25 protein-coding genes are annotated in these 20,178 nt (G+C 70.1%); 10 read left to right on the top strand and 15 right to left on the bottom strand.

What is annotated here, in order from left to right; translation table 11 throughout:
* Positions 1–42: 42 nt before the first annotated feature.
* Positions 43–627 carry a biliverdin-producing heme oxygenase gene (locus VM780_RS05840; RefSeq protein WP_325446069.1) on the top strand — a complete coding sequence of 195 codons (585 nt, stop codon included), beginning with the start codon at positions 43–45 and terminating at the stop codon, positions 625–627.
* Positions 628–635: 8 nt separating this feature from the next.
* Here VM780_RS05840 and VM780_RS05835 read toward each other — a convergent pair whose 3' ends face one another.
* From VM780_RS05835 to minC, 5 genes are all read right to left on the bottom strand, one after another.
* The gene (locus VM780_RS05835) at positions 636–854 is read right to left on the bottom strand and encodes a hypothetical protein (protein ID WP_325446067.1); all 219 of its coding nucleotides are present in this window, start codon (positions 852–854) and stop codon (positions 636–638) included.
* Positions 855–971: 117 nt separating this feature from the next.
* Positions 972–1,916 (bottom strand): sulfotransferase, encoded by a 945-nt coding sequence (locus VM780_RS05830; protein WP_325446064.1) that lies wholly within the window; start codon positions 1,914–1,916, stop codon positions 972–974.
* Positions 1,917–1,985: 69 nt separating this feature from the next.
* Positions 1,986–2,255 (bottom strand): cell division topological specificity factor MinE, encoded by a 270-nt coding sequence (minE, locus tag VM780_RS05825; RefSeq protein WP_325446062.1) that lies wholly within the window; start codon positions 2,253–2,255, stop codon positions 1,986–1,988.
* A complete protein-coding gene (gene minD, locus VM780_RS05820; RefSeq protein ID WP_325446060.1) occupies positions 2,252–3,067 on the bottom strand; it encodes a septum site-determining protein MinD in 816 nt (271 codons plus the stop codon). Before minD ends, minE begins: the two co-directional genes overlap by 4 nt.
* Before the next feature lie 38 nt (positions 3,068–3,105).
* Entirely contained in the window at positions 3,106–3,825 is a 720-nt protein-coding gene (gene minC / locus VM780_RS05815; protein WP_325446058.1) for a septum site-determining protein MinC, read from the bottom strand.
* A gap of 175 nt (positions 3,826–4,000) precedes the next feature.
* Between minC and VM780_RS05810 the strand changes: the two genes are divergently transcribed.
* Positions 4,001–4,642 (top strand): DsbA family protein, encoded by a 642-nt coding sequence (locus VM780_RS05810; protein ID WP_325446056.1) that lies wholly within the window; start codon positions 4,001–4,003, stop codon positions 4,640–4,642.
* A gap of 157 nt (positions 4,643–4,799) precedes the next feature.
* Here VM780_RS05810 and VM780_RS05805 read toward each other — a convergent pair whose 3' ends face one another.
* Positions 4,800–5,351: a hypothetical protein gene (locus VM780_RS05805; protein ID WP_325446054.1), complete on the bottom strand. Its 552-nt coding sequence runs from the start codon at positions 5,349–5,351 to the stop codon at positions 4,800–4,802.
* Positions 5,352–5,499: 148 nt separating this feature from the next.
* Here VM780_RS05805 and VM780_RS05800 point away from each other — a divergent pair, with 148 nt between their 5' ends.
* Positions 5,500–6,279 carry a hypothetical protein gene (locus tag VM780_RS05800; RefSeq protein WP_325446052.1) on the top strand — a complete coding sequence of 260 codons (780 nt, stop codon included), beginning with the start codon at positions 5,500–5,502 and terminating at the stop codon, positions 6,277–6,279.
* Positions 6,280–6,411: 132 nt separating this feature from the next.
* Here VM780_RS05800 and VM780_RS05795 read toward each other — a convergent pair whose 3' ends face one another.
* Together VM780_RS05795 and VM780_RS05790 are read right to left on the bottom strand one after the other, a co-directional pair.
* Positions 6,412–7,365, bottom strand: coding sequence for a hypothetical protein (locus VM780_RS05795; RefSeq protein WP_325446050.1), 954 nt, complete (start codon positions 7,363–7,365; stop codon positions 6,412–6,414).
* 64 nt (positions 7,366–7,429) lie between these two features.
* Positions 7,430–7,921 carry a YcgN family cysteine cluster protein gene (locus VM780_RS05790; protein ID WP_325446048.1) on the bottom strand — a complete coding sequence of 164 codons (492 nt, stop codon included), beginning with the start codon at positions 7,919–7,921 and terminating at the stop codon, positions 7,430–7,432.
* 111 nt (positions 7,922–8,032) lie between these two features.
* On the opposite strand from VM780_RS05790, the gene VM780_RS05785 reads away from it, so the two are divergent.
* Genes VM780_RS05785 through VM780_RS05775 form a run of 3 tightly spaced genes read left to right on the top strand, consistent with a single transcriptional unit; the run spans position 8,033 to position 11,605 of the window.
* Complete coding sequence (locus VM780_RS05785; RefSeq protein ID WP_325446046.1) at positions 8,033–10,459, top strand: PBP1A family penicillin-binding protein; 2,427 nt, start codon at positions 8,033–8,035, stop codon at positions 10,457–10,459.
* Positions 10,460–10,472: 13 nt separating this feature from the next.
* Complete coding sequence (locus VM780_RS05780; RefSeq protein WP_325446044.1) at positions 10,473–11,051, top strand: DUF1214 domain-containing protein; 579 nt, start codon at positions 10,473–10,475, stop codon at positions 11,049–11,051.
* On the top strand, positions 11,048–11,605 hold the full coding sequence (locus VM780_RS05775) for a DUF1254 domain-containing protein (protein WP_325446042.1): 558 nt from the start codon (positions 11,048–11,050) through the stop codon (positions 11,603–11,605). The genes VM780_RS05780 and VM780_RS05775 overlap by 4 nt, the downstream gene beginning before the upstream one ends.
* Here the strand turns inward: VM780_RS05775 and VM780_RS05770 are convergent.
* Positions 11,595–12,374, bottom strand: coding sequence for a hypothetical protein (locus VM780_RS05770; RefSeq protein ID WP_325446040.1), 780 nt, complete (start codon positions 12,372–12,374; stop codon positions 11,595–11,597). The genes VM780_RS05775 and VM780_RS05770 overlap by 11 nt on opposite strands.
* Positions 12,371–12,556 carry a hypothetical protein gene (locus VM780_RS05765; protein ID WP_325446038.1) on the bottom strand — a complete coding sequence of 62 codons (186 nt, stop codon included), beginning with the start codon at positions 12,554–12,556 and terminating at the stop codon, positions 12,371–12,373. Before VM780_RS05765 ends, VM780_RS05770 begins: the two co-directional genes overlap by 4 nt.
* Before the next feature lie 229 nt (positions 12,557–12,785).
* On the opposite strand from VM780_RS05765, the gene VM780_RS05760 reads away from it, so the two are divergent.
* Positions 12,786–13,916 carry a DUF2336 domain-containing protein gene (locus tag VM780_RS05760; RefSeq protein WP_325446036.1) on the top strand — a complete coding sequence of 377 codons (1,131 nt, stop codon included), beginning with the start codon at positions 12,786–12,788 and terminating at the stop codon, positions 13,914–13,916.
* A gap of 3 nt (positions 13,917–13,919) precedes the next feature.
* On the opposite strand, the gene VM780_RS05755 is transcribed toward VM780_RS05760, so the two are convergent.
* The 3 genes from VM780_RS05755 to VM780_RS05745 are packed head-to-tail and all read right to left on the bottom strand — an operon-like array spanning position 13,920 to position 16,765.
* Positions 13,920–14,255: a DUF1491 family protein gene (locus VM780_RS05755; RefSeq protein ID WP_325446034.1), complete on the bottom strand. Its 336-nt coding sequence runs from the start codon at positions 14,253–14,255 to the stop codon at positions 13,920–13,922.
* A 13-nt stretch (positions 14,256–14,268) separates the two neighbouring features.
* Complete coding sequence (locus tag VM780_RS05750; RefSeq protein ID WP_325446032.1) at positions 14,269–14,970, bottom strand: peptidoglycan-binding domain-containing protein; 702 nt, start codon at positions 14,968–14,970, stop codon at positions 14,269–14,271.
* Positions 14,963–16,765: a PAS domain-containing sensor histidine kinase gene (locus VM780_RS05745; RefSeq protein ID WP_325446030.1), complete on the bottom strand. Its 1,803-nt coding sequence runs from the start codon at positions 16,763–16,765 to the stop codon at positions 14,963–14,965. The genes VM780_RS05750 and VM780_RS05745 overlap by 8 nt, the downstream gene beginning before the upstream one ends.
* Positions 16,766–17,092: 327 nt before the next feature.
* On the opposite strand from VM780_RS05745, the gene VM780_RS05740 reads away from it, so the two are divergent.
* Both VM780_RS05740 and VM780_RS05735 read left to right on the top strand, forming a co-directional pair.
* Complete coding sequence (locus VM780_RS05740) at positions 17,093–17,476, top strand: DUF5330 domain-containing protein (RefSeq protein ID WP_325446028.1); 384 nt, start codon at positions 17,093–17,095, stop codon at positions 17,474–17,476.
* A gap of 96 nt (positions 17,477–17,572) precedes the next feature.
* The gene (locus VM780_RS05735; RefSeq protein WP_325446026.1) at positions 17,573–18,016 is read left to right on the top strand and encodes a SufE family protein; all 444 of its coding nucleotides are present in this window, start codon (positions 17,573–17,575) and stop codon (positions 18,014–18,016) included.
* Positions 18,017–18,019: 3 nt separating this feature from the next.
* On the opposite strand, the gene VM780_RS05730 is transcribed toward VM780_RS05735, so the two are convergent.
* On the bottom strand, positions 18,020–18,832 hold the full coding sequence (locus tag VM780_RS05730; protein ID WP_325446024.1) for a DUF6456 domain-containing protein: 813 nt from the start codon (positions 18,830–18,832) through the stop codon (positions 18,020–18,022).
* Between the two features lie 102 nt (positions 18,833–18,934).
* Here VM780_RS05730 and VM780_RS05725 point away from each other — a divergent pair, with 102 nt between their 5' ends.
* Positions 18,935–19,318, top strand: a complete 384-nt coding sequence (locus tag VM780_RS05725) for a hypothetical protein (RefSeq protein ID WP_325446022.1) — start codon at positions 18,935–18,937, stop codon at positions 19,316–19,318.
* 323 nt (positions 19,319–19,641) lie between these two features.
* Here VM780_RS05725 and VM780_RS05720 read toward each other — a convergent pair whose 3' ends face one another.
* Positions 19,642–20,061, bottom strand: coding sequence for a MucR family transcriptional regulator (locus VM780_RS05720; protein ID WP_325446020.1), 420 nt, complete (start codon positions 20,059–20,061; stop codon positions 19,642–19,644).
* Positions 20,062–20,178: the final 117 nt, after the last annotated feature.

Here is a 20,178-nt window from a genome sequence, read left to right as displayed (position 1 = left end):
GGCGCGAGCTATGGCATGGTATTCTGATATGAGAAACCTCATTTGACGCTCCCCGCTTATCTGAATACCGGCCGCGCCGCCCGGCTCCGCAGCGAGACAGCCGCCTCTCACGACGCTCTGGACCGCCAACTGATGGCGGCGGAGCCGTTCCGGGATCGCGCGCGGTTCGCCGGCTTCCTGTTGGCGCAGCAGCGTTTTCTCCACCACGTCGAAGACCTTTATGGCGACCTGGTCTTGGGAGCGTGGCTGCCCGGCCTCCCGCGTCTCTCGCGGCTCCGGGCGGTCGAGGCCGATCTCACCGATCTTGATGTCACCTTCCGGACACAGGCCGCGCGACTCAGGGCTGCCCCCGCAGAGGGGCTGGGCTGGCTCTACGTCGCGGAGGGATCGCGGCTCGGAGGCGCAGTGCTCGCGGTCGAGGCAGCGCGTCTCGGCCTAGGCCCCGCTTTCGGGGCGCGCCATCTCGCGCCTCCCCCGGCAGGCCTCGCTGAGGGCTGGAGGACTTTCCGGAGCCGGCTCGACGCGGCGCCGTCGCCGGCCGCCGAAGAGGATGCCGTGCTGGCGGGCGCGCTGGCCGCGTTCGGCTTCGTCCGCGCCGCGATGACGGAGAGCCTCGTAGCCGCTTGAACGGCGCCTCAGCCCTTGCTGCGCGCGCGCAGGGGCTCCGACTCGACTTCCACATCCGCCAGAAGATCGCGCGTCAGCCGCTTGATCGCCGCCATCCTGGCCGCCTGATCATCGCCGATGCGGTTGAGCAGGATGTCGATCATGCGGTCGGCGAGCGCCGGATCGTCGCTCTCGGACAGGCGCGCCAGAATTCCCGCAAGCGCAGCTTCAAGCTCCAGGTCGGACATATCCCTCACCGGTCCTGCTTGGCCGCTCCGCATCAGAGGAGGCCTGATTCGCAATTCGCCGCGGGAGCGGTATCAGACCGCCCCGCGCCTGTCGAAGCCGCGCGCCGTGGGCCTCGGTCAGTAGGAGGAGGCCGGCCAGTCCCGGGCCGGGCCGCCGAAGACGCGCGCGCAGAGCGCGCGTTCCTCCGCGAATCTCTCCTGCATCAGCGCCTGTATAGGCTCCGAACGATACGGCGGGACGGCCTTGGCTTTGCGGTTGAAGTCCGGCTCGACGCCCGAAGGCTTTTCGGCCGCGGCGCCCAGGAAGCTGAGGATCTCGGCCCGCGTGGCCTCCGGATTTGAGGCGACGTCGTCGAGGAAGAAATAACGGAAGCGGTCCCCGAAACGCTTGCGCCACTTCGCGGCGATGCGCGTCGGATAGGAGCGATGGATCACGGCCGGCCGGTCCAGAAAAGCCGTGAAGGCGGCGAGGTCCTGCTCGCGCTCCGCGGCGTCCTCCTGGCCCTCCAGCGCCATGCGCCAGGCCGACCAGACCCGCTCGACGGGATCGCGCAGCAGCAGCACGACCTTGGCGGAGGGAAACCGCCGCGCGAGGCGCCTGATCACTGGCTCGCCAAGCGTCGAGTAACCGGGGGTTATGTCGCCGGCGATCTGATCCGCTTTGTCGGCGAACAGATCCGCATAGGCGTCCAGATCTTTCGGCTTGCCGGCGAGCGCCGCCACCTTGTGGAAGAACGCCTGCTCGCGCGCGTCGAGCGGTTTCAGGCCACGCCGCCGGCGCGAGCGCGCATAGCGCTTCGGATCGGCGAGGAAGCGCTCGGTCGCATGCGCGATCCTGCCGGTTGGAAAGGCGCGGTCGAAGTAATGCAGTTCCTTGAAGGGCGGCATCCAGAAGTCGGGATGAAGCTGCAGCTGGTCGTAGAGCCATTGCGTGCCCGCCTTCTGCAGACCGACGCAGAAGAAGTCCGGCCCGTCGCCGCGCTTGGCCTCATCCGGCGCACGACCGAACAGGCTCTTGAGAGCGCCGAGCGATCGGCTCGGCGAATCCGTGATCGTCGGCAAGCGCGCCCCTCCCGGGGCGATCATAGCGCCTCCCCGGAACCGGGGAAGCTGGATCGCGCGGTCGTCGCGTCAGCCGGCGAGCTTCAGCCCGCCATTCGGCGTCCTGATCTCAATGTCGACCTCGAGGGTCGCGAGCGTGTCCCGCGTGTCGGTCGTGATCCGGACCTTCTCGGGGTCGATCGCGATGTGCTTGGCGATCACCGCCAGGATCTCGTCCTTGAGCTGCGCGACGAGATCGGTGCGGCCGAACACCGCCCGTTCATGCGCGAGCAGCAGTTGCAGCCGCTCCCGCGCCGCCGGCGCAGAGCTGCGCCGGGAGAAGAACTTCAGAACGCTCATGCCGCCCTCCTGCCGAACAGGGAGCCGAAGAGGCGCTTCTTCTCGCTCGGGACCGTCATCTCGATCGTCTCGCCCCTGAGCCGCCGCGCGGCGTCCAGATAGGCGCGGGACGGCGCCGAGACCGGGTTGGCGAGCGTGACCGGCGAACCGAGGTTGGACGCCTTCAGCACTTCCGGGCTTTCGGGAATGATGCCGAGCAGCGGGATCGACAGGATCTCCAGGACGTCGTCGACCTTGAGCATGTCGCCGCGCTCGGCCCGCACCGGATCGTAGCGGGTCAGAAGCAGCAGCTTCTCGATCGTCTCGCCGCGCTCGGCCTTCTCGGTCTTGCTGTCCAGCAGGCCGATGATGCGGTCGGAGTCGCGGACGCTGGAGACTTCCGGATTGGTGACGATCACCGCCAGATCCGCGTGGCGCATCGCGAAATAGGCGCCGCGCTCGATGCCGGCGGGGCTGTCGCAGATGATCCAGTCGAAGCGGCCCTTGAGCTCGTTGATGACCCGCTCGACGCCTTCGGCGGTCAGCGCGTCCTTGTCGCGGGTCTGGCTCGCGGGCAGCAGGGAGAGCGAATCCACCCGCTTGTCCTTGATCAGCGCCTGATTGAGGTTGGCGTCGCCCTGGACCACGTTGATCAGGTCGTACACCACCCGCCGCTCGGCCCCCATGACGAGGTCGAGATTGCGCAGACCGACGTCGAAGTCGATGACCACGACGCTTTGCCCGGTCTGCGCCAGAGCCGCGCCGAGCGCCGCGGTCGACGTGGTCTTGCCGACGCCTCCCTTGCCCGACGTGACGACCAGAACCTCAGCCATTTGGAATTCTCCCCGTAAAGGACGTTTCGAGCGTCACGTCAGTCAAGCGCGTCGACGCGCAGGTTTTCCCCGTCGAGCCAGGCCTTTACGGCCTTGCCCTTGAGTTTCGCGTCAAGCCGTTCAGTGGTCATGTAGACGCCGTCGATGGCGAGCAGCTCGGCGTCGAGCTTGCGGCAGAAGATGCGCGCCTTGGAATTGCCGGCCGAGCCCGCGATCGCCCGGCCGCGCAGCGCGCCATAGACGTGGATCGAGCCGGAGGCGATCACCTCGGCGCCGGACGCGACCGAGCCGCAGATCGTGACGTCGCCGTTGAACGAGATGGTCTGGCCGGAGCGGACCGGCTGCTCCACCACCAGCGAGCCGGTCGCGACGCTGCCGGGCTCGGGCGCGGAGAGTTCGCCGGCCGCGCGGCCGCCGACCGGCATGGCGAGCCGGGCGTTCGGGCCGTCCAGAAACTTCGGGTCGCAGCCTTCGACGCCGATCAGCCGTACGCCGCGGCTCTCGAGCTGGCCGAGCAGCGCCGCGAGCGTTCTGGGCGAGGCCTTGATGGCGGAGACGTCGAGCACCACCGGCCGGTCGCCGAAGAAGCCGGGCGAGCGGGCGGCGAGCGCGTCGAGCTCTGCGAGCCAGTCATCGGTCGGCGGTTCGGGCGTCAGCACCAGCGCCATGAAGGAGCGGCCGCGGAAGCGCACCTGCCGGCGCTTGCCCTCCGGTTCGGGCGTGTTGGGAACGATCTGGAGGGCGGCGGCTGGCGGCACGGTCGGCGTCCCGGACTCAGGTGGTTAAGGAAGCGTTGACCTGAGTTGACGCGGGCTTGGTTAACGGGGCGTAAACGACCCGGCAGATATTGCCGGGCGGCCTCGCTACGGGCGGGAAAAGCGCCGCGCCGTGGGGCGCTCGACCGCGGCGCGGATCGCTGGCAGGGTGAGCCCCATGCCCAGCCCCCGCCGCTCCGTCCTTCGCCTGATCGCCCTTATCGCCGCGCTCGCGCCCGCTGCGGCGTTCGCCGCCTCGCCCGCCGCCGACCCGCGCGACGTCAGCCGCGAGATGATCGTCGGCGATCCGGCCGCCCCGGTCGGCGGCGACCCGAAGGGCGACGTCACGATCGTCGCGTACCTCGATTACAATTGCGGCTTCTGCAAAAGGTCCGCGCCCGCGCTGGAAAAACTGGTCCGGACCGACGGAAAGATCCGGCTGGTCTACAAGGACTGGCCGATCCTCGCCGAAAGCTCGGTCGCCGGCGCCAAGATCGCGCTGGCGGCCAAGTATCAGGGCAAATACGAGACCGCGCACCGCGCGCTGATGAGCCTGCCGGGCGGCAACGTCCCCCAGGCCAAGATGCTGGCGGCGGTCGCGAGCGCGGGCGTCGACATGGCCAGGCTGCAGGCCGACGCCACGGCGCATGAGTCCGAAATGGTCGCGCTGCTCAAGCGCAACGACGCCCAGGCCCGCGGCATGGGTTTTATGGGCACGCCCGTCTACCTGATCGGCCCGCTGCTGGTCGCCGCCGCGCCGAGCTATGACGAGTTCCGCGACGCCGTCGCTAAGGCGCGCGCGCGCCAGCGGGGCCGCTGACGCGCCGGCGCGTCAGAAAAAGCCTCCCCGTCATGCCCGGGCCTGACAGGGGCGCCCATCACACCGGGCGCGTCCGCGCCCGATGGATCCTCGGGTCAAGCCCGAGGATGACGCCTCTCGTTGCGCGGCGGCGCCTTCTTTCGGCGCGGCGGCGCCTTCACTCCCCGCGCTCGCGCGCGCAGAGCGCCGCGATCTTGCCGCGCAGCGCCTCGCGCGCCGCCTCGAGGTCGACCTCCTCCGGCTCCGCGCGCCGCCGCTTGCCGGCGGTCAGCGCCGCCGCCTCGCTGCGGTAGCGGCCGACCTCGACCAGCGTCTGCGTCAGAAGCCGCAGCGTGCGCGCCGCCTTCTCGCCCTGCAGCACCGTCATGGCCGCCGCCGCGACGCGCGCCTGCATCATCTCCAGCGCGTCGAGCTGCCCGACGATCGCGTCCTCCGCCCGGTCGATCGCCGCCCGCCGCTCGTCCAGCACCCTTTTGCCGAGCCTCTGGAGCGCCCTATCGCGCGACCCCGCAGCCTGAACCGCCGCAGCCTCAACCTCCTCCACCCGCAGCCTGCGCCGCCGCCACCCCCAGCTCTTCACCCGCCGGTAGAAGGTGTTCGTCCCGATCCCGAGAATTCTGGCGATGTCATGCGGCGAGAGATCGGTCTCCTCATAGAGGGTCCTGGCGTGGGCGATCTCGTCGGGAGTGTGGGCGCGGAAGGCGGGCATGGGCGAGGTCCAGGCGGCGACCCGCCGATCATCGCACGACGCTGCCGCGGCATCTATGCTTTTTTTCCTATCATCGGGTAGCTCACAACGCCCGCTCTTCTTCAGTGTCGCTAACGCCAAATCAGATCCGTTGAGGCATCATCCGGCCATGCCGCTCCGCCGCACGATCTCGCCTCTCGCCGGCTGCCTCACCCTTGCCGCGGCGGCGTGCTCGCCGTCAGTGAGCACCGACGAGTATCTGAAGATCCTGAGCTCCGACGCCTATGTGGTTGTCGGAGACATGCCGCTTGTGGCTCCGATCGCGGCGTTGCCGGAAACATGGCCCCGAATAGAGCCTTTCACCTTCGAGCCGGCGCCCAGCCCCGAGGGCGAGTTGCCGCGCTTCGAGGCGTTCCGCAAAGCCTCCGCCGGTCCGGAGACGGCGCCCCGCTTCGACCAGCTCAAGATCGTGATCCGGGCCTATGGCTCGAAGATCAACGCGCCATCAGATGCGCTATGCTCGCGGATGACCCGCGAATGGTCGAGGTCCGTCTGCGACGACCCGGCCAACCTGCTCACGCAGACCCTGCCGCCGTCTGGAAGCTTCTATCTGGTCGACGACCGTAGGCTCGAGAACTTCCGGAATTTTGGACTCGGCGGCCGCGAAACGATGTTTGATCAGCTCAAGACGATGGATCTGAGCACAGGCGCCACAGGCATCGTGTGCGATCGGACGCCTACGGGGCGCAACCAGTCCTGCACGGCGGCCAAATCGATCAAGGGCCATCTCGCCGCCGTTTGGCGCTTCTCGAACGCCGCAACAGGCGCCGACGCCGAAGAAGCCCGACGTCAGGGCGAGGCGATCGCCGCTTTCGCGCTCCACGGGCTGGCGCGAACCGAGAACTACCCCGCACTACGCGAGATGATCCGCAAGATCAGGGAGTTCTAGCGGAGCAGCAGCACCGGCGGCGCGCGGCGTGGCCGTGTTCTCGTAGATTGGACGCACCTCGCGCTTCGTCGTCGGTGGAAGCTGCCGATTCCAACCCGTATGGCCATGGTCGGATGCACTGCAATTGACGGACTAGTTGAGCAGCTTCTGAAACCTCTTGATTTCGGCGAAGATCAGAAGTTCGTCACCATCCGGCGTCTCCCTGAAATGCATTGTACAGTTTCTAGGCTCGCCTAGCCTGAACAATGATTCCTGCACGAACTCCGTTCTCTTGAAAAATATCTTGAAAACACGGCCCCAATTATCTCGCCTGCAGATGATCCGCGCGTAGTCGGTGAAGTCCGCGTAGCTCATTAAGTTCTTCGAAGCCCAAGGTCCAGCTTGAGCCGCTCGCGCTCTCCACTGATCCAGCATACCGTTTGGTAGCTGGCTCTTCATCCAGTCCGGACCAAAGACTGCCGCCATCTTTTCAGAAATAAAGCTGCGCAGCCTAGGCTCGAAAACGCGAAACCATCGGTAGACCGTAACATCGCGTTCAACGGCTCGCCATTCCTCCTGCCCCTCTGGCAGCTGGATCGGGTTCCCGTAAGCCGCGATTAAGCCCGAGATGCGATCGTCATGATGCCGGGGCGCGTCCCGAGTCACTGCTCCCGATGGCTGGCGCTTGAAGACCACCTGGCCCGAAGAGCCGGGCCTCAGCGGCAAATGACCTTGAGGAACGGCATCTCCAAGCTTGATGAGGCTGCCGAGAACACTTTCGGGCTGGTTGTTCGACCCGCCGATGTCGACGAGCGTCAGGCTTCCCGCCGACCCGTACCGCTCCCACGGCTTCGTCGAATCCACGAAACGGCTCGACACCTCATCGAGAACGCTCCGCGTCGCGGCGCCCGACCCGCCGATGTCCACGAGCGTCAGGCTTCCCGCCGACCCGTACCGCTCCCACGGCTTCGTCGAATCCACGAAACGGCTCGACACCTCATCGAGAACGCTCCGCGTCGCGGCGCTCGACCCGCCGATGTCCGCGAGCGTCAGGCTTCCCGCCGACCCGTACCGCTGAACTCCAGACTTATCCCTGCTCCGCTCCATCCCCGGCCTCCTGCCGGACGCGCACATGCGCGGCGAGTATGTGCTTCATTTGTTCCCGTGGCAACTACCCCTGCCGCTTCCCCCGCACCTTCCGCACCGGCCAGTCCACCACCCGGTCCTCAAGGTCCTCCGGCGGGACCTCGTCCTCGGTCCCGGACACCCGGCCCCGCACGCTGACGCCGGCCTCGTGCACCGTTTCGGGACTTCCTGACACCAGCGGGTGCCACCAGGGGAGGTCGCGGCCTTCGTCGACCAGGCGGTAGGCGCAGGTGAGCGGGAGCCAGCCGATGTCCTCGACCGTCTTCGGCGTCAGCTGCACGCAGTCCGGCACATGGGCCTTGCGGTCGGGGTAGGATTTGCAGCGGCAGCTGTCGCAATCGAGCAGGCGGCAGGCGACGTCGGTGTAGTAGACCCGCTCGGTCTCCTCGTCCTGCAGCTTGAGCAGGCAGCAGCGGCCGCAGCCGTCGCACAGGCTCTCCCATTCTTGTGACGACATCTCGTCGAGCCGCTTCACCCTCCAGAAGGGGGCGGGCTTTAGGGTCGTGGCTTGCGTCAAGGGGGCCGGGCTGTTCCAAAATACCGCGCGGCATGGCTCTTGCGCGCGCAAGGGGCGTGGCGTCAAGTCCGTCCGGGAGCGGGACGGCCGGGGTCGATCGGGGGTTTGCGAGTGGACGGGATCGGCGCAAAGGCCCGCGCGGCGTGGACGGCGCTTGTCGCGCGGCTGCGGCCCCAGGCGGAGCGCGCGCTCGACGCGCTGGAGGCCGGGCAGCGGATGGGCCGCGAAAAACTCGAACGGGTGTGGGCGGAGTCCGAGCGGGCGGCCGCCGAAAAGACCGCGGCGCGCGCCGCGGCGCGCGCGGAGCGCGCCGAGGCCACGGAGCGGCGGGCCGCGGCCGCGCGCCTGCGGAAGGCCGAGGCCGGCGCGCCGGCCCGGACTGCGGCTGCGGGCGGGCGCCGGAAAAAGTTCGACATCAAGCGCTTCCTGCTGGCGCTCGATTCCTGGCTCGACGACACGTTTTGGCGGATCTGGCCGGGCTTCTCGCGGCAGTGGGACGGCGTCTGCGCCGCCTTCGACGCGTTTCGCGCGCGGGGCTGGCGGCGCTGGACGGTCGAGATCCTGTGCGAGGGGCTGACGCTGGGCGCCGCCGGCGCGGTGCTGATGCTGGCGCTCGCCACCCCCGCCTTCCAGGACACCACCGGCGACTGGCTGAACCGCGGCGACATCTCCGTCACCTTCCTGGACCGCCACGGCGTCGAGATCGGCAAGCGCGGCGTGATGCAGAATGACGGCATCCCGCTCGCCGAATATCCCGACCATCTGATCAAGGCCGCGCTCGCGACCGAGGACCGGCGCTTCTACCAGCATTTCGGCATCGACGTCGCCGGCACGCTGCGCGCGCTCGTCACCAACGCCAAGGCGAACGGCGTGCGGCAGGGCGGCTCGTCGATCAGCCAGCAGCTCGCCAAAAACATCTTCCTGACCAATGAGCGCACGCTGGAGCGCAAGATCCGGGAGGCGTTCCTGGCGCTGTGGCTCGAGCACCATCTGACCAAGGACGAGATCCTGAAGCTCTATCTCGACCGCGCCTATATGGGCGGCGGCGCGTTCGGGGTGGACGCGGCGGCGCATTTCTATTTCGGCAAGAGCGCGCGCGACGTGAACCTCGCCGAGAGCGCGATGCTGGCCGGGCTGTTCAAGGCGCCGACCAAGTTCGCGCCGCACGTCAACCTCGCGGCGGCGCGCGCGCGGGCGAGCCAGGTGCTCGACAATCTGGTCGACGCCGGCTTCATGACCGAGGGCCAGGTGCAGCCGGCGCGGCTTAGCCCCGCAAGCCCGGTGCTGACCGCGCAGGCGACGAGCCCGGACTATTATCTCGACTGGGCCTATGCGGAGGTGCGGGGGCTGGCGCGCGACGGCGCGTTCAAGGGCCAGCGGGTGCTCACCGTCAGGACCGCGCTCGACCCGGCGCTGCAGCGCCACGCGGAGGCGGCGATCGAGCAGACGCTCAGGCAGTATGGCGAGCAGTACGACGTCGACCAGGCGGCCGCGGTGGTGATGGAGCCGGAGGGCGCGGTGCGGGCCATGGTGGGCGGGCGCGACTACGGCCAGAGCCAGTTCAACCGCGCCACCGACGCGCTCAGGCAGCCCGGCTCGTCGTTCAAGACCTATGTGTACGCCGCGGCGTTCTCGTCCGGCAGGTTCACGCCCGACAGCTACATCGTCGACGCGCCGTTCTGCATCGGCAACTGGTGCCCCCGCAACTACGGAAGGCGCTTCGCCGGCCGAGTCCAACTAATCACTGCTTACGCGAAGTCTATCAATACTGTGCCTGTACGTCTAGCCTTGGCGATCGGGCAGAAGCCGGTCATCGACCTCGCGCATCGCATGGGCCTGCGCAGCAAGCTCGATCCGGGCCGCGCCTTCGCGCTCGGCGTCGAAGAGGTGACGGTGCTCGACCACACCTCGGCCTATTCCACCATCGCCAATGGCGGACGGCGGGCGCCGCCTTACGCGGCGGTCGAGGTGGCGGACTCCAAGGGCGAGCTGATCTGGCGCCATGACCGCGACGCCAAGCCCCCGCAGCAGGTGCTTGCGCCTTACGTGGTCGCCGACATGACGCGCATGATGCTGGCCGTCACCGAGGGCGGCACCGGCGGGCGCGCGCGGCTCGACGGCTACCAGGTGTGCGGCAAGACCGGCACGTCGCAGTCTTACCGCGACGCGTGGTTCGTCGGCTTCACGGGCTCCCTCGTCGGCGGGGTGTGGTTCGGCAATGACGACTTCACCGCCACCAAGGAGATGACGGGCGGCTCGCTGCCCGCCATGACCTGGAAGGAGATCATGACCTTCGCGCATCAGGGCCTCGCGCCGCGGCCGATCCCCGGGCTGAAGCTGCCCGAGGGCGCAGCGGTCGCCGCGGCGGGCGCCGGAGGCGGCGACGAGGGGCTGCCGCGCTCGCGCAATCTCACGGACGGGGCGGCGCGGATCCTCAACGCGATCGTCTCCGACGTCGAGGCCGCCGGCGCGCCAAAGCCCGAGAAGGCCTCGCTCGAACTTCCCGCGGCGCCCGCGCCAGCCGTCGTGGCGCATTGAGGCGGATGCGTCCATGCGCCTGATGCTCGCCGTCATCCTCGTCTTCGGACTCGCCGCCGGTCTCGGCCTGGGCGCGACCTGGTGGACGGTCGCGCACGGGCTGCCGGTTGCGCGCCTCGCGATCGGCCCGTGGCGCGCCGAGCCGGACGCCGGCACGCTCGCGGCGGATCCCTATGAGCGGGCCGGCGCGGCGCGGCGCGGCGAGGCGCCGCTCGCCTATGGCGATGGTCTGCCTTTCACGGCCGAGACCGACGATTCCGGCCGTCCGCTCGACCTCGCCTGCGACTACGCGCTCGAGGGCCGGCTGCCTAACGCCCGCTTGTGGAGCCTTGCGGCCTTCCAGCCGTCCGGAAAGCCGATCGAGAGCCAGGGCGAGCCGATCGGCCTGAACAGCGCCAATGTCGTGCGGACGGACGACGCGCCGCTGCGCATCGCTCTGTCGCGCGACGCCCGGCCAGGAAACTGGCAGCAGCTCGGCGGCGCCGGGCCTTTCGTCCTCCGGCTGACCCTCTACGACACCACGATCGGCACGCCGCTCGACCGCGCCGATCCTGATGTCCTGCTCGCGATCCGGCGGGAGGGCTGCCGATGATGCGGCTGCTTTACGCGCTCGCGCTCGGGCTGACGCTCGGCGGACTGGTGCACATCGCGACCCTGTTCGCCGTGCCGCTGATGGCGCCGGGATCGGCCTATGACCGGCTCGCCGCAGCAACGCCGGTCGGCCGATTCGCCGTGCTGCCGGACGCAGGCGCGGAGACATTGCCGTTCCGCGATCCGAGCTTCGTGATGGCGGCCTGCCGCTACGACCTCGCAGACGGGCCAGTCACGATCCGCGCGAGCCTGCCCTCGACCTACGGCTCGGTCACGGTCCACAACCGCTACGGCCAGCCTTTCTACGCGCTCACCGACAAGGCGGCGACCAACGGCGCGGTCGAGGTGACCGTGCTGAGCCGGGACGACGTCGCGGCGGCGGAGGTCGAGGATGCGCCCGAAGGGCGGCCAGCGCTGCGGATCGTGTCGCCTACGCCAACCGGCTTCGTGCTGGTGCGGCTGTTCGCCTCCGGGCCCAGCGCCCGGCCGGCTCTCCGCCATCTGGCCGGCAAGGCGAGTTGCGAGCGCGCCGCGACGCGCCAGATCAGCCCTTGAACACGCCGCGCGGCGGCCCGAGCGGCCTGAGGCTCGCCAGCACGTCCTCGAAGGCGTCGATCGCGCCCTCGACCTCGATCGAAGACCGGTCGGGGGTGGCGAGGATCAGCCTGTCGAGCGCGTAGCGATAGGAGACGAGCCGCTCGTCGAACGAGTCGCGGACCCAGGCGATGAACAGCCCGTTCTCCTCGATGCGCGCCAGCGCGTCGGCGCGCTCGCCCGGCTGCACCTCCGGCACGGTCTCGACCGCCCTGCCCCGCGCCCGATCGGCCGCCGCGACGCGGGCGGCGACCTGGAAGAACGGGTCGATCCGAAGCGTGTCGGCGACGACGTCGTCCTTGAGCCGGGCGTAGCGAGCCTCGCTTGAGCGGTAGGGCTCCGCCAGCAGCGTCTTCACGTAGGACGATTTGTCGAACCTCCGGCGGTTGGCCGGCAGGATGCGCGTCCGCCGCAGCTCTGCGATCGCGCGCTCGCGCCGCTGGGCCTCTAGCGGCGGCATCACCACCGCCCAGCCGAGGTCGCGCAGCAGGCGTTCGTCGTCGGTGCGCGGATAGGAGGAGACCGGCTCGCGGCGGGCCCGCGCCAAGGCGTCGCCGACCGCGGGCATCAGATCGTCATGGACGACGCTCGGAGCTGGCCGGCCGAAGTCGCCGGTCGCGGGGCCGCAGCCGGCAAGCGAGGCGATCAGGCAAGCCGCCAGCGCGGCCCGCGCGGCGCGCGGTCCCGCGCCGGGCGGCGGAGCGGCCGCCCGGGCAGGAGCGGCGCTCACGAGGCGGGCGGGATGCGCTCAGCCGCGGTCCGGTCGGGAGTCGTCGGCCGCGCCGGCGCTGGCTCGCGCTCATAGCGGACCCCGGTGAAGAACAGCACGTCCGCGCTGCGCGCAGAATTCGTGCGCCGCTGCGGCGGGCGAGACGCCGGTCGCGGCGTCTGGAAGGCGAGCACCAGGCCCATGTCGCTCCTCCCCGTCAGGGGGTTCGGTTCGCTCGGGCCCGAGGTAAACGGCTATGCGGGCCCTCGTCGCATGATTGAGCGGCTGGAATGGTTAACGGCGGGTTACCGCCGCGCCGAGCTCTGCAGTCCTGAAGCTGCCGTTTACGGAATGCTAACCATAAGGACCGTAGCGTCCCATCATGGGACGACCCATAAACGGCCGCGTCTTCCTCCCGAAAACGGACGAACGATGAGCGACGAGCTGCTGCCCGTAGAGACGCTCGACCGGCTGAGCCGTCAGGAGGGCGTCGACGTCCGGCCGATCCTGGTGCGGGTGCTGACGGATCTGTTCATCCAGAAGCCGCATCACGCGCCCGAAGAGGTGGCCCGCTATGAAGAGCTCGCGCTGCAACTGATCGAGAGCGTCGACGCGCACACCCGCGCGATCGTGGCGCGGAAGCTTTCCGACGAGCCGCGCGCGCCTCGCCGGCTGATCGACCGGCTGCTGCAGGACGAGCCCGCCGTGGCGGCGCCGATCCTGGCCCGGCGCGCCGACGTCCCGCGTCACGTGCTCCTGACCGTCGCGCTGGACGGCGGCGCGATCGAGGCGAGCGCCATCGCGCTCAGGTCCGACATCGACAGCGACATCATCCGCATCCTCTCACACCATCCGGACGACCTGGTGCTTGAAAGCCTGGTCTCGAACCCCGCCGCGAGGCCGGGCGAGGCCTCGCTCGCGGCGCTGGTCGCACGCGCGCTCGCCGCGCCGCCGCTCGCCTCCGCGTTGCTGAGGCGTGAGGATTTCGACGCCGCCGGGCTCGCCCCGCTCTACCTGCAGGCGAGCCGCGAGCGCCGCGCCGAAATCCGGCAGGCGCTGGAGAGCCGCCCCACCCGCCCGGCCTTCGCGGCCCGGCCTGTCCGCAACGCCGACGCCGTCGACGCCGCGCTGGTCGAGGCCGCCACCGAAACTGGGCGCAGCCACGTCATCGTCGAAGCGCTCGGCGAGGTGCTCGGCCTCAAGCCGGAGGAAGCCGCCTGGCTCGCCTCCGAACCGAGCGGCGAGGCGTTCGTGATGATGCTGCGCGCGGCCGGGGTCGACAGCGATTCCGTCGCCCGCGCGCTGCTTGTCGCCCAACCGGAGATCGCGGGTTCGGTGGCGCGCTTCTTCGAGCTCGTCGAGGTCGCCGAGAGCACCTCGCGCGCGGTGGCGGGCGACATCGTGGCGGCTCTGGCCAGAACCCAGGCCCGCGCGCCGGCGCGGCATGAGCCCTTGCTCGATCCGTCCGGCGCGCCGGAACGCGCCGGCGCCGTCCGCGCCGCGCCCCGCGCCCGCCGCACCTTCTCGCGGGCAGGCGACGTCGCGACGCGCCAGCGCGGCTGACGCTCAGTCCTCGTCGAGGAAGGCCCGGCCCTGCCGGTCCTCGACTGCGACGATCCAGATGTCGGAATCGAAGCGCAACTCGCGCGCGAGCCGCTCCTCGATCGTCAGCCCGTCGACCGCTTCCAGCACACGCTCGAACGCGCGACCACGCAGATCTTCGGCTTCGCTTTGCGGCGCCGGGGCGTAAAGGTCGTTTCCGCCGTCGAGCCGGTCGATCACGAGGAAGATCGCGCCGGCCTCCTTCGCTCCGCGTCGTCGCACCAGCGCGAAGGCGCCTTCGAGGTGGCAGCGCCGGACATAGGCGGAGACCCAGAAATCCGAGGTGAGGCGGGACGACATCAGCCGCCGCGCGTCACTGGAGCTGCGCGCCCGTCATCGCCTGCAGCGCCCGCAGCACCTGCGGCGACGGCTCGCCGGTCTCGGGCAGCTTGTGGTCGCGCTCGAAGCTGCGGATCGCGTTGTGGGTCTCAGCGCCCATCTTTCCGTCGATCGTCACCGGCCCGTATCCGATGCGAGCGAGCGCCCGCTGCACCGCCATCAGCTTCGGCGCCGCGATCTCCGTCGATCCGGTGGTCGCCGGCGCCGTGGTCGCGGCCGGGCGCACGGCTGGCGCCGGCGGCGCTGCCTCGGCCTTGCGCTGCGGCGCGACCAAAGCGGCCGCCAGCAGGCCCTCGCTCGGAGTCCCGGTCTGATCGAGCCGCTGCGCCTGCTGGAAGCCGCGGATCGCCGTAGCGGTGCGGGCGCCCATCAGGCCATCGACCGGGCCATCATAGTAGCCAAGGCCGGCCAGGGCCGACTGGATCTGGGAGACGAGTTCATCCGGCTTCTGCGCGGGGGCGTCCGGTTTCGTCAGGGAGGCGAGCGGCTCGGAGCGCGGTCGCGCGGGCTGCAGCGCTAGCGCATTGACGAACACCATCGCCACGCACGCCGCTGCGAGCGCTCCCGCCAAGCAGTCGAGCGGCCGCCGCCGCAACATGCCCGCCAGCCCGGAACGGGCGCCGCGCGGGTCGTCGAAGCCACGGAATTCGGAGCGGTTGGGGCGGGCGCTAGGCACGTCGTTTTGTCCTCAAATCCTGCCGTTCGGCCGCGGGGCGGCGAGCGGCGTCGGCGCATGGCAGCGAAGCCACCACGGCAGCGCGAGATCCGGGCTCGGCCGGCAACAGGATCGTCACCCGGGTTCCGCGGCCGAGCGCGCTTTCGACCTGCATCTCGCCGCCGTGCAGGCCGACCAGGCCGCGCACCACCGAGAGGCCGATGCCGGCCCCCTCGTGGCGTCGCGCATAGCCGGCGTCCGCCTGGAAAAAGGCTTCGCCGAGCCGGCCGATATGCTCGGGCGCGATGCCGACGCCGGTGTCGCGCACCGAAAGCGTCAGCCCGTTCGCGCGGCCGCGCGCCTCGACCCAGATCTCGCCGTCGCGCGGCGTGAACTTGATCGCGTTGGCGAGCAGGTTGATCAGGATCTGCGTCAACGCCCGCTGGTCCGCGTGGATCTGCCCGGCGTCGGGATCGACATGGACCGAGAGGCGCACGCCCGCTGCCTGCGCCTTGAGCGCCATCAGGCTGACGCAGTGCCGCACGATCGGCGCCACCTCGCACGGCTCCGGCAGGATCGCGAAGGCGCCGCTCTCAATCCGCGCCATGTCGAGAATCGAGTTCACGACCTCAAGCAGATGCGCGCCGGAACGATGGATCAAGGCCGCATAGTCTGCGCGCCGCTCCGGGGCGAGCCGGCAGAGTTCGTCATCGGACAGGATTTCGGAGAAGCCGATGATGGCGTTGAGCGGCGTTCTGAGCTCGTGGCTCATATGCGCGAGGAAGCGAGTCTTGGCGAGATTGGCCTGCTCGGCCTCGTCGCGCGCGGCGATCAGCGCCTCTTCATGCGCCTTGCGCTCGGAGACGTCGCGGAACACCGCGACCAGCGCAGCGCCCTGGGAGACGCTCGCCGGCAGCGGACGCATCTCGGTCCAGACGAAGCTCGGCTCGCCCGGGCGGCCATTCGGGGAGTCGCGGCGCAGCCGGAGCTCGACGGCGCGTGGCCCGAGCGAATCCTTGGCGGCCGACAGCGCCTGCAGGAAGGCCGGCCGGTCGGCGATGTGAATGCGCGCCAGCAAGCCGCCGTCGAGGAGTTCGCGCGGCTCGACGCCGAGCAGCGCCCGCGCGGCGGGCGACGCGAAGCTCACGGCGCCGTTCGGCCCGTGGCGCGTCACGAGATCGGCGACCGAGCCGGCGAACAGGTCGGCGAGCGCGGCCCGCTCGCGCTGGGCGTGCTCGGCCGCGCCGAACGCGAGCGCCGCCCGCACCGCGAGCGCGACCCCATAGACGCTCGCCACCAGGACGCCGGCGATCGCAAGCGCCGACGCACCCGGGACCGGAGCGCCTCCGGCCGCGCTGACCAGAGCGAGGGCCGTGAGCGCGGCCGCGCCAGCTGCGGTCGCGATCCCAACGGCGCGGCGGGAGCCCGACAGCGCGGCTTCGATCAGCGGCAGCGCGAGCCAGGCGGCAGCCGCGGAGGCGAGGCCGCCCTGCGCCGCGCCGACGCAGGTCGTGAACGACGCAAACGCGATCGCAGACAGCCCGCAGGCGCGGTCGAGATCGCCGGAGCGGGACAGCTGGATGGCGATCAGGATCGGCGCCACCGACAGCGCGAAAGCGGTGAGGTCGAGCGCCGAGGGGCCGCGGCCGAGCGCGAGCAGCACGGGCAGCACGCCGAACGGAAGCACGCCGAGCAGGAGATGTGTCGTCACGAAGGCGCGCTGGCGGAAGCCGGCGTCGACGCCCGCCTCGGCGGCGACGCGAAGCCTGGTTGCGACCTGCTCCGCGAATGCTCTCAGATCCGCGAACTGAAGCAACACGCACACTCCACGCGTCGGCGCCCCGGAACCGCTTCGCCCTGCGGCGGCGCTGATCCGGGTTCCGCCTCCGCCGCCACGTTCGCAGCCGTCGCTTAAGCGAACGCTAAAATGCGGGATTTCGCAGGCGCCGACGATCAACCTTGGCGCGCCGCCGCCGGATCGCCGCAAGACTTTACGGGACCTTTCCAGCTCCTTTCAAAAACATGAAACTATTCGCGACATTTGCCGCGGAGCGCTTCAACGCGAGTTAGTTCGAGCATGCTAGCTTTCGGAAGTCGGCCGGCCAGCGCCGCCGGACGCCGTGGTCACAAGAGGCTGCCCGCCATGTTCTTCCTGTTGCGCGTCGCGTTCTGGCTCTGCGTGCTCGCCGTGTTCCTGCCGATCGGCGGCGGGCGCGGCGACGGGCCCAACGACAAGGAACGGGCCTCGATCGACGCCATGTCGGCGCTCGCCGCCGCCGGAGCCACGGTCGCGGACGTCAGCGGGTTCTGCGCGCGCCAGCCCGACGCTTGCGCGGTCGGCTCCCAGGCGCTCAAGCTGGTGGGCGAACGCGCCCGCGACGGCGCCGAGATGCTCACCGACTATTTGGGCGACGGCGCGACCGCGCCGAAAGCGGCCAGCCCCCTGCCGGCCGGCGCGCGCGACACGCTCACCGCGACCGACCGGAAGCCGGCCTGGCGCGGCCCCGCGCCCGGCCGCTCCGCCTGACCATCGCGACTTCGCCCTCCGGCGCCGCCTCGAGCGGCGCTTTTTCTTTGCAGAGCGTCGGCATCCGCACTACCTCCGGCGGGACGAGAGGGCGTGATGAAGATCGACGAAATTCTCGACGGCTTTGAATTTATCGACGACTGGGAGGAGCGCATCCGCTACCTTATCGAGCTCGGCCGGGAGCTCGAGCCGCTGCCCCCGGAGGCGCATAGCGCCGCCAACAAGGTGCAGGGCTGCGCCAGTCAGGTCTGGCTCGAGACGACGGTCGGCGAAGGCGCCGATCCGGTGCTGACCTTCCGGGGCGACAGCGACGCCCATCTGGTCAAGGGGCTGGTGGCGATCACGGTCGCGCTCTATTCCGGCCGGACGGCGCGCGAGATCCTGAAGACCGACGCGGGCGAGGTTTTCGACCGCATCCAGCTGCGCGAGCATCTCACCCCGCAGCGCTCCAACGGTCTCCGCTCGATGGTGGAGCGCATCAAGCGCGAAGCGGCCGCCGCCGCGGGCGCGGGCGCGGAAGCCGCCCCGGCTGCCTCCTGAGCCTCACGCCGGCGGCTCGCCGCCGTCGATCGTCGGCCGGCTGTCCGGCGTTCCCCATCTGACGATCCGTCCGGGCCTGTCCGGCGCATGCTCGTCCGGCGCGTAGCCGTAGTGCCGGGCGAGCCGCGACAGCGCGAGACCGAGCACCAGCTTTGCGCCGCGCGCCGGCCAGCCGCGATCGCGCTCAACCTCTTCCATGCCCTTCAGGAAGCAGCAGACGTCGAGCAGCGCGCCCGAAAGCTCCGGCCCGACCGCCTCCACGGCGCGACGCACCCGCTCGCGCGCCGCCATCGCTGAGTCGGCGAGTTCCGCCGCCGCCCCCGCCCCGCCGCGTCTACCGCGCGAGACCGACGCCTCCCAGTTGGCCGTGATCCGCGGCGTCATCTGGCCGCGGGTGAAATCGGCCCGCAGCCGCTCGCCGGCCGCCACCTCGTGGGGCGCGAGCAGCGGCTTTCCGTCCCGCCCCTTGCGTCGGGCGAGCCAGCCAAGCGGGCTCTCGTCAAGATCGACCAGCGCGCTCTCAAGCCTGCCGCCTTGCATCGGGACCTGACGCCGGCCCAGCGCGCGATGCTGCGCGAGAAAACCCTCCTCGCCGCCCTGCGCGCGGGCGAGCCGCACCGCGCCCTCCGCGGTCGCGACCAGCGCGCCCTTCGCATCGGGCCGGACGAGGCCCCGGCTCTCGAGCTCCGCTGCGGCGGCCGATGCTGGCGGCGACAGCCCCGCCCGCCCCGCCGCTGCGACCCTCGCCAGCAGCCTCATTCCGGCGGCCGAGACCATCGACGCCCCTTCCCCCGACCGCACCATCCGCTCCGCCATCCTGTGCCTCCCTGCCTAGGACAGAAAACTGTCATAGGATTTTTTTCTTGTCCAGCCGCATGAAGTTCCGCATGCTTGCGATGCAGCCCGGGAGGACAGCGGATGGCGGCGACGGAACATGGCGGGCGAAATGTGGGAGACGATCCGCGCCGGCGGAGCTCTGCGAAACGGCCCACGGCGCTCCACGCGGCGGCGGAGCGCGGACTGGCGGCGGCGATTTGCGGCGACGCCGCGGGCTACGACCGCACGCTTGCCTTGCCGCGCCTGATCGCTATCGACCCTCGGGAACTCTCGAGCGACGGACCCGAGCTTCGCCGCCGGATCGTAGCGCGGCTCACCCGGGCGCTGCGCGCCGAACGGCGGCGCGGCCGCGCCGGCCACTGGACCTACGACCTCAACCGCCACATCGCCCTTCTCCAGGCGCTTCAGGCGGAGACCGACGGCCGCCGTCGCGGCCCCACTCCGCCGCAGCCCGGCTCGGCGTGATCTCGGCTCTCGCTCTGCACGCCGCGCGGCTCGCCCGGCTGGCGGAGACCCTCTTCATGTGGGACTCGCCAGAATTCGATCGACCGCAACGCAATGGAGAACTGGCCCCTGCCGCGGTCGCGTCACAGGCGAAAATCCTCCGTGAGCGCCTCTTGGACTTCCGGCGCTGCTCGATGGGCAATACGACGTGGTCTCGCGCGCAACCGCCGAGCTCGCCGCCGCCGCTGCTGGCTTATCCGCCGCCCCATAACCTCGAGTCGACAGCGAAAAGGCCGCCCGAAAGCCGGAGCGGCCTTTGCCGTTGAGTCTCGATGGCGCTGGTGTCAGCGGCCGCGGCGGCCGCGCTGCTGGCCCAGGCCCATCTTCTTGGCGAGTTCGGAGCGGGCGGCCGCATAGTTCGGCGCGACCATCGGGTAGTCGGAGGGCAGGCCCCACTTCTCCCGGTATTCCTCGGGAGACATGTTGTACTGCGTCCGCAGGTGCCGCTTGAGCGACTTGAACTTCTTACCGTCCTCAAGGCAGACGATGTAGTCCGACGTCACCGACTTCTTGACCGGGATCGCGGGCTTCAGCGCCTCGGCGGCCGGCTCCGCCGCCCCGGTCGAAACCCGGGTGAGCGCCGAATGCACCTCGTTGATCAGCCCCGGCAAGTCGGTGGGCGACACCGAATTGTTGCTGACATAGGCCGACACGATGTCTGCCGCGAGCTCGATATAGTTGGACGTTGTAGCGGTTTCGCTCATGGAAATCCCGTTCCGTGAGTTTCATTGAAAGCTGTCGGCTGAAGCGAACAGCCAAGCCCGTGAGGAAATGTCAGCGCGGCCTTGCGGATGGCGGCGACCGCGGCCTTGATGGATTCG

It is taken from the genome of Hansschlegelia sp., assembly GCF_035538955.1.
GTDB lineage: Bacteria > Pseudomonadota > Alphaproteobacteria > Rhizobiales > Methylopilaceae > Methylopila.
Note: the sequence above shows the minus strand (reverse complement) of the source record. Positions and strands in the feature narration are given on the sequence as shown.